General features: G+C 59.2%; 10 protein-coding genes. 5 read left to right on the forward strand and 5 right to left on the reverse strand.

Annotated elements, in window-relative coordinates; genetic code table 11:
- The first annotated feature begins 170 nt into the window (after positions 1-170).
- Positions 171-1,037: a formyltetrahydrofolate deformylase gene (gene purU / locus NITLEN_RS05175; protein WP_121988484.1), complete on the forward strand. Its 867-nt coding sequence runs from the start codon at positions 171-173 to the stop codon at positions 1,035-1,037.
- A 62-nt stretch (positions 1,038-1,099) separates the two neighbouring features.
- Here purU and NITLEN_RS05180 read toward each other — a convergent pair whose 3' ends face one another.
- The 4 genes from NITLEN_RS05180 to NITLEN_RS05195 all read right to left on the reverse strand — a co-directional run bounded on the left by NITLEN_RS05180 (position 1,100) and on the right by NITLEN_RS05195 (position 6,601).
- Positions 1,100-2,605, reverse strand: a complete 1,506-nt coding sequence (locus NITLEN_RS05180; protein WP_121988485.1) for a DegQ family serine endoprotease — start codon at positions 2,603-2,605, stop codon at positions 1,100-1,102.
- Positions 2,606-2,715: 110 nt separating this feature from the next.
- Positions 2,716-4,119 (reverse strand): sensor histidine kinase, encoded by a 1,404-nt coding sequence (locus NITLEN_RS05185; protein WP_121988486.1) that lies wholly within the window; start codon positions 4,117-4,119, stop codon positions 2,716-2,718.
- On the reverse strand, positions 4,119-4,790 hold the full coding sequence (locus NITLEN_RS05190; protein ID WP_121988487.1) for a response regulator: 672 nt from the start codon (positions 4,788-4,790) through the stop codon (positions 4,119-4,121). The genes NITLEN_RS05185 and NITLEN_RS05190 overlap by 1 nt, the downstream gene beginning before the upstream one ends.
- Before the next feature lie 140 nt (positions 4,791-4,930).
- Entirely contained in the window at positions 4,931-6,601 is a 1,671-nt protein-coding gene (locus tag NITLEN_RS05195; RefSeq protein WP_121988488.1) for an FAD-binding protein, read from the reverse strand.
- 183 nt (positions 6,602-6,784) lie between these two features.
- Here NITLEN_RS05195 and gcvP point away from each other — a divergent pair, with 183 nt between their 5' ends.
- The 4 genes from gcvP (at position 6,785) to arfB (ending at position 11,196) form a co-directional block, all read left to right on the forward strand.
- Complete coding sequence (gcvP, locus tag NITLEN_RS05200) at positions 6,785-9,673, forward strand: aminomethyl-transferring glycine dehydrogenase (RefSeq protein WP_121988489.1); 2,889 nt, start codon at positions 6,785-6,787, stop codon at positions 9,671-9,673.
- A gap of 32 nt (positions 9,674-9,705) precedes the next feature.
- Positions 9,706-10,278, forward strand: a complete 573-nt coding sequence (locus tag NITLEN_RS05205) for a hypothetical protein (RefSeq protein ID WP_121988490.1) — start codon at positions 9,706-9,708, stop codon at positions 10,276-10,278.
- Positions 10,279-10,467: 189 nt separating this feature from the next.
- Positions 10,468-10,692: a hypothetical protein gene (locus NITLEN_RS05210; protein ID WP_121988491.1), complete on the forward strand. Its 225-nt coding sequence runs from the start codon at positions 10,468-10,470 to the stop codon at positions 10,690-10,692.
- 93 nt (positions 10,693-10,785) lie between these two features.
- On the forward strand, positions 10,786-11,196 hold the full coding sequence (arfB, locus tag NITLEN_RS05215) for an alternative ribosome rescue aminoacyl-tRNA hydrolase ArfB (protein ID WP_121988492.1): 411 nt from the start codon (positions 10,786-10,788) through the stop codon (positions 11,194-11,196).
- Positions 11,197-11,242: 46 nt separating this feature from the next.
- On the opposite strand, the gene NITLEN_RS05220 is transcribed toward arfB, so the two are convergent.
- A complete protein-coding gene (locus NITLEN_RS05220) occupies positions 11,243-12,022 on the reverse strand; it encodes an enoyl-ACP reductase FabI (RefSeq protein WP_281267745.1) in 780 nt (259 codons plus the stop codon).
- Positions 12,023-12,092: the final 70 nt, after the last annotated feature.

The raw sequence follows: 12,092 nt of genomic DNA on the forward strand, positions 1-12,092 counted from the left end.
CAGCTCACAATACTATCTCGCAGGCTGTTCAGAAAGACTGTCCAGCAAGGCCGCAGCGAGCACAGAGGCGAGGCGTACGCGGCGGTACGTTGAGCCTCTGCGCAAAGCGAGAACGCCGCTGGTGGTCTTTCTCAACAACCTGCTAACTTGACGAAAGGGGCGCATCCGCTATGGCAGCCACTCGCAAAGATTCCGTGGTGATTCTGATCCACTGTAAAGACAGGAAGGGGATTGTCGCCCGTGTGTCCGGATTCATCCACGACTTCGGCGGCAACATTCTCGACTCGGATCACCATACCGATGAGGAGACGAATGACTTTCTGATGCGGATGGAGTTCGCCACGGAGGGCTTGCAGATTCCTCCCGACGAAATCTCCGCCGCCTTTGCCCCCATCGCGAAAGTGTTTGAGATGCGCTACGAGGTGCACCACTCCAGCCACCGCACCCGCGTCGGCATGCTGGTCTCCAAACAGGATCACTGTTTGGCCGATCTCCTCCAACGCCACCGTCGAGACGAGTTACACATCGATATCCCCGTCATCATTTCCAATCATGACACCTGCGCGGAATGGGCCCACCTGTTCAAGATCCCTTTCGTGATCTTACCGGTGACCAAAGAAACCAAGCCCCAGCAAGAGCAGCAAGTCGTCTCAACATTGAAATCTCATCGAGCGGAACTGGTGGTGATGGCTCGCTACATGCAGATTCTGAGCGCCGACTTCCTCGCTCAAATCGGCTGCCCGGTGATCAACATTCACCACTCGTTTCTTCCCGCGTTCATCGGCGCGAATCCCTATCGACAGGCCTATGAGCGAGGCGTAAAGATCATCGGCGCGACGGCTCACTATGCGACGCAAGACCTCGACGAAGGACCGATTATCGAGCAGGACGTGATTCGTGTCGGCCATCGAGATACGGTCGATGATCTGGTGAGGAAGGGGCGCGACCTGGAAGAAATTGTCCTGGCGCGCGCCGTGCGGCGGCATATCGAACATCGCGTGCTGGTGTACGGAAAAAAAACCGTCGTATTCGATTAGTCAGAATACTCAACAACCCATCTCGGGGGATGAGGCAGCAGCCTCATCCCCCTCTCTCTCACCTAGACCTTCGCCGTCAGAAACAGCGCATTGCCATGGCGATTGATCAAGATCAGGACGTTCTCGCCCTTCTTGATCGCGGATGAGGCCTTCTCGAACTCCTTGACCGACTTGACCGGCTGGCGGTTGATCTCACGAATGACATCACCCGTCATTAAGTCAGCCTTCTCGGCACCGCTCTCCGGCTCGACGCCCGTCACGACCACTCCCTGCGCCTTGCCCTTGATGCCCAACTCCTTCGCGGTCTCCCGATCCAGGTCCTGGACGGCCACTCCGGCAAACGCGTAGTCCGCTTCACCGGCGTCGGCCTTCGCGACCTTCGTCGTCTCCGCCTGTTCTCCGACCGTCACCGTGAGATCTTTCTCATGGCCGTCACGGACCACCTTGACCGGCACCTTCGTCCCAACCCCTGTTCTGGTCACCAGGCGCTGGAGCGCTACCGCATCTTCAACAGGCGCACCCTGATAGGCCGTGATCACATCGCCCTGCTTGAGACCCGCCTGATCGGCCGGACTATCGTCCTTCACGTCGCTGACGAGCGCACCCTTCGCATTCTTAATTCCGAAGGACTTGGCGAGATCCTGGCTGAGATCCTGAATCCCGACGCCCAGATATCCACGCACAACCTTTCCGTTTTTGATCAGGCTTTCATAGATCGGCTTGCTCATGCTGGTCGGCACGGCAAACCCGACGCCCTGATATCCGCCGGTCTGCGAGAAGATCGCCGTATTGATCCCGACTAATTCTCCGCGCGTATTGACCAGCGCGCCGCCGGAGTTTCCGGGATTGATCGCGGCATCGGTCTGAATGAAATCTTCATACTGCGTGATGCCCATCCGGCCGCGGCCCAGCGCGCTCACAATGCCGAGCGTCACCGTCGAATTCAGTCCGAATGGGTTCCCGACCGCCAGCACATACTCGCCAACTTGTAGCTTGCCGGCATCGCCCCAGACGACCGCCGGAAGATTCTGTCCATCGATCTTCACGACCGCCAAATCCGTCTTGGGATCGGCGCCGACAATCGTGCCCTTGAATTCACGCTTATCGGGCAAGGTGACCGTGACTTCCTGCGCGCCGTCGATCACATGGTTATTGGTCAGCACATAGCCGTCCGGCGACACAATCACGCCGGATCCCTGACCGCCGCCACGATGTCCGCGCGGCTCACCGGGACCGTGCGGCCCACGAAATCCACGAGGCCCCCCCGGACCTTGCGGTCCGCCGAAAAACTCCTCCATCCGATCACGCAATTCATCGGGGATCTTCCGCCCGTCGGCCACTTTCTCTCCCGTGACCGTCGTAATGTTGACCACGGCCGGTGTGACCGCTTTAGCCACCTCCGTAAACCCGTTCGCCGCCGGAGCGACCGGCAGCGCCGTGGCGGCCGCGGGCTGGATTCCGCCGGAGGCATGGGAAGCGGGCAACGATGGCCCGCCCCAGATCAGCGCGGCACCCACCGCGGCGCTGGCAAGACTCGCAATGACCGCCTTCTGAACCGACTTCTTCATAACGTCCTCCTCGTGATGGTAATACCGCTGAATAAACCCTTCTCGCGTCGTGCTACGGATGAACGTAACAACCGGTGATGAAAAGGGGATTAGGAGGGAATTAGAAGTCGTTAAGCGGAGGGCGTCGCGAGAGGAATCGTGACGGTAAACGTCGACCCGACGCCTGGCTCGCTCGTCACGTCGATACGGCCCTTGTGGGACTCGGCAATCCACGTGCAGATCGCAAGCCCAAGACCCGTCCCCTTCTTCGTATGGGCTCGGGCGCCATCTGTACGAAAAAACCGATGGAAGATACGGGGCAGATCATCGGGCACGATGCCGATCCCTTGATCGGTGACCGACAGACGCGCGAGCGACCCTTCTGTGACGAGTGCGATCTCGACCTTCCCGTTGGGGTGAGAATATTTGATCGCATTCTCCACCAAATTCAGGAGCAACTCGCGCAGCCGGAGTTCGTCGCCTTGGACGACGGCCGGCTGCACCGTGCCAAGCGCGACGGCGATATTCCGATCCTGTCCGAGCAGCGTCGCCTGCCGATAAATGTCTTCGACCAGCGATTCCAAACTGACCGGCAGCGCCTCCATTCTCACCTCGCCCATGTCGGCGCGGGACAGGAAGAGCAACTCATCGACGATGCGCGTCATACGGTCGATTTCTTCTAAATTGCTTTCGAGCACGGATTGGTAATCGCCCAGCGGCCGGGGACGCCGAAGCACCAACTCCGTCTCTCCCTTCATGACGGTCAACGGAGTTCGAAGCTCGTGGGACGCATCGCTGGTAAATTGACGAATCTGCCGGAACGACACATCGAGCCGGCCGATCATGTCGTTGAACATACTGGCCAGGCGCCCGATTTCGTCGGGAGCGGTCGAGACCGTCAAGCGCTGGCTGAGATCGCCGGCGGCGATACGCTGGGCCGCCAGCGTGATCGCGTCGACCGGCCGCAGTGCGCGGCCGGCCAGAAACCATCCGCTGGCCAGCGACACCGCCAGCGCGATCGGCATCGTCACCAGCAACACCAGCAGCAGCCGTCGCAAGGTGTCTTCGATCGACTCCATCGAGGTCCCGACTTGCACAATGTAGAGCAAGGTGCCGCGATACATGATCGGCACGGACACGAGCCGGAGCGGCGGCTCCTTCGGATACTTCGCCGATTCAAAAATGGACTTTCCGCTGAACGTCGTTTCGAGCGCCGTGCGGCTGAGCGGGACTTCGTGTTGTTTGATATTAGGAGAGCGGAGCGTGATCGTTCCGGAAGGGCTGAAGATCTGGAAGAACTTGTCGATCCGGGCGAGCTCGGGAAACTGCGAGAGCAATTCCTCTTCGTCGATGAGCGGAAGAAACCCCCGCTCTTCCAGCGACCGGACCGCCGTGTTGGCAGTCTCCTCTAACGATTGGTCCACCGCATCGCGAAGACTCCGCGCGGTCACATTGTACAAGACAACGGAGAACACGATGAGGACGAGGGCCAGCGTGCTCCCGTACCAGAGCGTGAGCCGAAGTCGCAGTGGCATCAGTCCACTTTCAGCATATAGCCGCTGCCACGGATCGTATGGATAAGTTTTTTCGACCGGCCCCGGTCGATCTTGTTGCGGAGGTAATTGACGTAGACATCGATGACATTGGTGAAGGTATCGAAGTCCTGGTTCCAGACATGTTCGGAAATCATGGGCCTCGTCAGCACCCGCCCGGTGTGCCGCATGAGATATTCCAAGAGCGCATATTCTTTCAGGGTGAGTTCAATGCGCTGTCCCCCGCGCGCGACTTCACGCGTCGCCGGATTCAGCACCAGATCGTCGATCTGCAAGATACCGGGACTCTCGGTCGCCCCCCGGCGCAACAAGGCCCGGACACGGGCCAGCAGTTCGTCAATGGCAAACGGCTTGGTGAGATAATCGTCGGCGCCGGCATCGAGACCCTTCACCCGTTGATCCACCTGGGACTGCGCCGTCAGAATCATCACCGGTGTTTGAATCCGTTCGCGCCGCACGGATTTCAGAATGTCCATCCCCGACATCGACGGCAACATGAGATCCACGACGATCAAATCGTAGTTGGTCGCCAGCGCCATCTCCAGCCCCTTGGCCCCGTCCTCGCAGAGATCGACGGCATAGCTTTCTTCCTCAAGTGCGCGCTTGATGAAACAGCCGACCTTCGTTTCGTCTTCGACCACGAGCACACGCATAGGAACTCCTCCTGCCAGCCGATTATACCAAACCTGTTGACGATGTTCTCGGATGGACGAGTCTACGCATACGAGCCGCCAGACATGACGCCGCGGCTGGGAAAGCAGAGAACGCGCTGACGAACGTTTTCAACAGCCTGCTACTTGGGCTGGAATCGGGTAACCGTGACCGGGGCATACGACAAGCGGACCCCGCCGGGCGTCCGCTGAGTCAATGTATGCCGCAGCCAAACCGCGTCGTTGCGGGTGGGGAAATCCGACCGGTAATGAGCGCCCCGGCTCTCCTCGCGCGCGAGCGCCCCGGCAATAATTGTTTCCGCAAGTTCGACCAAGCATTGCAGCTCTAGCGCCTGGATCAGATCGGTATTGAAGACTCGTCCCTTGTCCTGCACCGTCACCGCCGCCGCGCGTGGCCGGAGCTCACGCACTGTGCTTCCGGCCGCCGTCATCGATTCCTTTGTCCGGAAGATCCCGAGGTTCGTACTCAATGTGGTCCCCAGCTCCTGCCGCACCTGCCAGGCACGCTCGCCCCCGCTCTGAGCGAGCAACCGCTCGACTCTAGCTTGCTCTTCGGCAAGGTGCTGCGGCGCAAGCGTCTCATGCCTCGCGGTTCCGGCATACTCACCGGCTCTTGTCCCGGCCCGGCGACCGAACACGATCGTTTCAAGCAGTGAATTGCCGCCGAGGCGATTGGCGCCGTGGACGCTGACGCAAGCGCATTCTCCTGCCGCGAAGAGGCCGGGGATGGCCGTCTCGCCCCATTGGTTGGCCCTGACTCCACCCATTTGATAGTGCGCGCCTGGCCTAATGGGAATCGGCGTTTCGACCGGATCGAGTCCGGCAAACTCCATCGCAATCTGCCTGATTTGCGGTAGCCGTTCCAGAATCTTGTCCCGCCCAAGATGCCGGAGATCCAGTAACACACAGCCATCCACGCCGCGCCCTTCAAGAATTTCCTGCCCGATCGCGAGCGACACCGTCGAGCGGGTCGCCAATTCCATTTGCTCCGGCGCATACCGTTTCAAAAACCGCTCCCCCAGCGTGTTGAGCAGGTAGCCGCCCTCACCCCGCGCCCCTTCCGTGATTAGGATGCCCGTATCTTTCAATGTGGTCGGATGGAATTGAACAAATTCCATATCCATGAGCGGCACCCCAGCGCGATAGGCCAACGCCATGCCGTCGCCGGTATTGATCACGGCGTTCGTGCTGGTCAAAAATGCGCGGCCGCTGCCGCCGGTCGCAAGGATAACGGCCTTGGCTTGAATAAGCCGTAATCCCCCGCGAACAATGTCCCAGGCAATCACTCCTCGACAAACACCGTCTTCGATCACCAGTGCGGTGACGTACCATTCTTCATAGACGGTGGTGCGCCGTTTGAGAATTTGCTCGTAGAGCGCATGCAGCAACGCATGGCCGGTACGATCGGCCGCATAGCACGTGCGCGGAAATCCGGCTCCCCCAAACGGACGCTGAGCAATGCGGCCTTCCGCATCACGACTGAAAATCACGCCCAGTCGCTCCAGCTCAAGAATGTCTCCAGGAGCCTCTCGGCACATCGCCTCAATTGCATCCTGATCGCCGAGGTAGAGCCCTCCCTTTGCTGTATCGAAGGCATGGGCTTCCCACGAATCGTTCTCGCCAAGCGCGGCGTTGATCCCCCCTTGCGCCGCCACCGAATGGCTGCGAACCGGATGGACTTTTGAGATCAATGCCACATCCAAATTGGTCGGGGCAGCCAAGGCCGCGCGCATGCCTGCCAGCCCCGCGCCGACAATCAGAATGTCATGCAGATGTGTTCGTTGAGTCGTCATCGCACCCCGTGGGAATGAGAGGTATTATCCTCTAGCCCCTGTACTTACAGAACTACTATCTCCATGGCAAGCGGCGGTGATGCCCGACTGCGGGATATTGGAAATGGTGCAGCGCCATGGTACTCTGCTCAGGCCCATTGTGCCTCTCCACGAACTCTCTGATGACAAGCGGATCGAACGAATATGCCTCAACCTGACTTTCTGCAACCGACCGATCTGTTCCCGCCGCGGCATATCGGCCCGTCGGACGACGACATCCGCGACATGCTAGCCGTAGCCGGCATGCCCTCACTGGACTATCTCTGCGATGTCACGGTTCCCCAGAATATCCAGCTGCGCAGACCGTTGGATCTGCCTCCACAACAGGGAGAGCAGGCCGTGCTGGGCGAGCTGAAACGGATAGCCGCTCAAAACCTGGTCTACCGCTCACTCATCGGCATGGGCTATTACCATTGCATCACCCCTGGAGTGATTCAGCGGAACATTCTGGAAAATCCCGGCTGGTACACCCAATACACGCCCTATCAGGCCGAAATCGCCCAAGGCCGCCTGGAAGCGCTGGTGAACTTTCAAACGATGGTCGGAGATCTGACCGGGTTGCCCCTGGCTAATGCGTCCTTGCTGGACGAGGGGACCGCCGCCGCAGAAGCGATGGCCATGTGTTTGGCCATCGCTCGATCCCGAGGCGAGGAGCGGAAAGAGTTTTTTGTCTCGCAGGACTGCCATCCGCAGACGCTCGCCGTGCTCCAAACCCGTGCCGAACCATTGGGGATCACGATTCGCTCAGGTCCCAACACCTCGATCAAGTTCTCGGAAAAGACCTTGTGCGGATTGTTGCTCCAATATCCGACGAGCGACGGCTACGTCGGGGACGTCAGTGGCCTGGTCACTCAGGCCCATGAAGCGGGAACGCTCGTGGTGGTCGCCACAGATCTGCTGGCCTTGACGCTGTTGCGCTCTCCCGGAGAGTTCGGCGCCGACATTGCCGTGGGATCCAGCCAGCGGTTCGGCGTCCCAATGGGATTCGGCGGCCCGCACGCCGCGTTCTTAACCACCAAGGAAGAGTTCAAGCGCCAGATACCCGGCCGCATCGTCGGTGTCTCCAAAGACGCCGCGGGAAATACTGCCTACCGGCTATCCCTCCAGACACGCGAGCAGCATATCCGCCGGGAAAAAGCGACCAGTAACATTTGCACGGCGCAAGTACTCTTGGCCGTCATGGCCGCCATGTACGCGGTGTATCACGGTCCCGACGGGCTTCGACGCATCGCGCAGCGCGTGCATGGATTGACGCTGATGCTTGCCGAAGGTTTGCGCCGGCTCGGTTTTGACGTGGGCCCGGAATTGTTCTTCGATACGTTGCGCGTCCGCGCCCCCAAGAACCAGGTGGATCTGATCCGCGTCAGAGCGAACGAACGGCGAATCAATCTCCGGACCCATGAAGACGGATCCCTCGGTCTCTCCCTGGATGAAGCCAGCACTGTGCACGAAATCGGGACGCTCCTGGAACTCTTCGCCGGCCAGAACCGCCTGCCCTTCCAAATCATGGACCTCGCCGACTCTATCAAGCCCGGTTATCCCAATCCATTAGCGCGAACGAGTACCTATCTCACCCATGCGATTTTCAATCGGTATCATTCCGAACACGAGATGTTGCGGTATCTGCATCGGCTCCAAGGGAAAGATCTGTCGCTGACGCATTCCATGATTCCGTTAGGCTCCTGCACCATGAAGTTGAACGCAACGGCAGAAATGCTTCCCGTCACCTGGCCGGAATTTGCCCATCTCCATCCGTTCGCTCCGTCCGAGCAAACCCAGGGGTATCAGGAATTATTCCGCCAACTGGAATCCTGGTTGGCGGAGATTACCGGATTTGCCGCGATCTCGCTCCAACCCAACGCCGGATCCCAAGGTGAATATGCGGGGCTGATGGCGATTCGCGCATACCACCATGGACACGGCGCGCTCCATCGGGATGTGTGCCTCATCCCTGTGTCGGCTCACGGCACCAACCCCGCGAGCGCGGCCATGGTCGGAATGACGGTGGTCGCCGTCGCCTGCGACAAGCAGGGAAACGTCGACCTGACCGACCTGGAAGCGAAGGCCGTGCAGTACCGCGACCAGCTGTCGGCCTTGATGCTGACCTACCCCTCAACGCATGGGGTCTTCGAAGCGGACGTGCGCCGGATCTGCCAGATCATCCATACCCATGGTGGCTTGGTCTACATGGACGGAGCAAACATGAACGCGCAGGTGGGACTCTGCCGGCCCGGCGACATCGGCGCCGACGTCTGCCATCTGAATTTGCACAAGACGTTTTGCATCCCACACGGCGGAGGCGGCCCTGGAATCGGCCCCATCGGCGTCGCAAGACATCTCGCACCCTACCTCCCGGGGCATCCCGTGACCGGGCTGGGAACCCGCGAGTCGATCGGTCCCGTATCCGCAGCTCCGTACGGAAGCGCGGGCATTCTGCCCATCTCCTGGGTGTACATCGCCCTCATGGGACGCGACGGACTGAAGAAGGCCACGGAAGTCGCCATCCTGAACGCCAACTACATGGCCAAACGGCTGGAGAAACATTACTCGATCCTCTATACCGGCGCCACAGGACATGTCGCGCACGAATTCATCCTCGATCTGCGCCCCTTCAAAGAGACCTCCGGCGTTGAGGCCATGGATGTCGCCAAGCGCCTCATGGACTACGGTTTCCATGCGCCGACCGTGTCGTTTCCAGTCGCCGGCACGTTGATGATTGAACCGACGGAGAGTGAAGCGAAAGCAGAATTAGACCGGTTCTGTGACGCGATGATCGCCATTCGCGCAGAAATCCAAGACATCGCCGATGGGCGTCAACCCCGTACCAATAATGTGCTCAAGAATGCGCCGCACACAGCGGCTGCCGTCACGGCCACGGACTGGAATCGGCCCTATACGAGGGAACAGGCGGCATTCCCGACTCCCTCTGTCAGAGCGAACAAGTTCTGGCCGGCAGTCAGCCGCATCGATGAGGCCTACGGGGATCGTCATTTGATCTGCACCTGTCCTCCGATGGACAGCTACCAACCCTGATCCGCAGCATTGATTCTGTACCTAGACATGGAATGATCGTCACGATCTCCGCTCGCACAACCCTGGCGGCCCTGTGTTGTCTCGTACTGGGGATACCAACCAGTTGGGCCCAAGCGCCGCCGACCCGAACAGCCGCCGTCGACATGGAAGCTGGACAGAGCTATCGCGCCGGCACCCGCGTCCGCGTGCCAAACGGCGTCGCCTCTTTTCTCATTCCCGCAGGATGGCGCGGCGAGCAGCTGGACAATCTGGCCGCCGTGCTCCTGGTCTCAGAAAAAGAAGCGGGCTTTGTGCTTGCCTTCGCCGTGCTCAACCAGACCGAAGACGAGCTTTTTGCTTTACTCGGAGAACCGCAGCCAATTTCCGAGACACTGATATTCGAACCGACTGGATCCGTCACCCGTAAAGGCAATACACTGACAGCAACCTATGTGACAGGCTCCTTAACTGGCCGCGGCCTGGCGATCATCGGACCAGACTTGCAGGGAATTCTTTTTCTTCACGGTAGGCCACAGAAAGAACCACGGTCAAGCCACTCTCTCCTCGACGAACTGGCTGATCAGGTTCGATTTATCCCGACCAAAGACAGCGTGCCATCTCCCTAAGAGTGTCCTCACCGCAAACGACATCACAGGCCTTTCACTCCCGGACATCAAGACCAACGGCCCTCCACCGGGCGCCCTCTTCAATTGTACAAAACTGTCGCTTGCTGCTCCCCTTCTTTTGGGTCATTGTGCGATCGACCTCGCTTCGGCGATAAAGGTTCTTCACCACAGGGAGACATTGAAACCATCATGCCCCAAATACTGAACTTCAGCGAGCATGCCAACGATGAAGAAGTGAGCTACCTCACCACGCTGTTGCTCTATCACCTCGTCGAGCGATGCGGCGGCCAGATCCGCTTCACCGTGAACGACGTGAATCAAGTCCGGGAAAACCTTTCCACCAAAATGGTTCAGATCCAACTCGGCGACGACGTCAGACTTCGCATCATCGACCGCGTGCCGGAGTTGCAGTAGGCATCGGCTTCGGCACCGCCTCCATAACTTTCCTGCGACGGCCTCGAAGGGACCATGGCGACCGAGAGCTGACTACGGTAGACTACGGTTCCTATGCTCCACATCTCATCCCACGTCCTCATTCCGGACTCCGAGATTCAACTCCATGCGATGCGCTCGCAGGGGGCCGGCGGACAAAACGTCAACAAGGTCTCGACCGCGATTCACCTGCAGTTCGACATCAAGGCATCGTCCTTACCACCGTTTTACAAGCAGGAATTGCTACGACTTAGAGACAGCCGCATCTCGCAGGATGGAATCATCACGATCAAAGCGCAGCAGCATCGGACGCAGGAACGGAATCGGGCAGATGCGCTGGAACGGCTCTGTCTCTTGATTCAGAGCGTGGCCATCCCTCGCAAGACACGACGAGCGACGAAGCCGACAAAGGGTTCTCAGACCAGGCGGATCGACAGTAAAAAGAAGCAGGGCCGGCTGAAGGCGCTGAGAGGAACGATCGAGTAGCCGTCATTCCTCTACGAGGGACGAATGACGACCGTCGATTGACACATTACTCGACCGAGGCGAGAGATCCTAAAATGTTATACCCGCCATCTACGTAGATCACTTCGCCGGTAATACCTCGCCCTAATGCACTGACGAGAAACAACGCGGTGTCGCCGACTTCGCCTTGCTCGGTCGCGCGGCGCAGGGGGGCAAACTCTTTATGGTGATCGACCATTTTGCTGATGCCGGAGACTCCTCGGGCAGCTAATGTCTTGATCGGCCCGGCTGAAATTGCATTCACGCGAATGTTCTTAGGACCGAGGTCGTTCGCCAAATAGCGGACGGTGGCTTCAAGCGCGGCCTTGGCCACACCCATGACATTGTAGTGCGGCACGACACGTTCTGCGCCGAGATAGGTCAATGTCACGACGGACCCGCCATTGGTCATAAGCGGCAGCGCGGCTCGGGTAACGGCAACGAGGGAATAGGCACTGACGTCCAAGGCCGTCGCGAAGCCCTGACGCGTGGTGTTCACGAATTGTCCCGTGAGTTCCTCGCGCGGGGCAAAGGCAATGGAGTGGACAAGGAAATCGAGCGTGCCGACTTCTTTGCCCACGTTCTGCATCATGGTCGCAATTTGCGCATCATCGCCGGCGTCACAGGGAAATGCCTTCGCACCAGGCATCGTCGCGACGAGCTCTTCAACATTCTCCCGCAGTCGCTCGTTCTGGTAATTGAACATGAGTGTGGCGCCTTGGCTGGCGGCAGACTGGGCGATGGCCCAGGCGATGCTGTGCTTGTTGGCGACGCCGATGATAAGTCCTTTTTTGCCACTCAATAACATAATTGTGGGTACTCCTTACGCGTGACGAAGAACGACCGCTGCGTGGCATGCCCAAACCTCGTCACATCAC

It is taken from the genome of Nitrospira lenta, assembly GCF_900403705.1.
Lineage (GTDB): Bacteria > Nitrospirota > Nitrospiria > Nitrospirales > Nitrospiraceae > Nitrospira_D > Nitrospira_D lenta.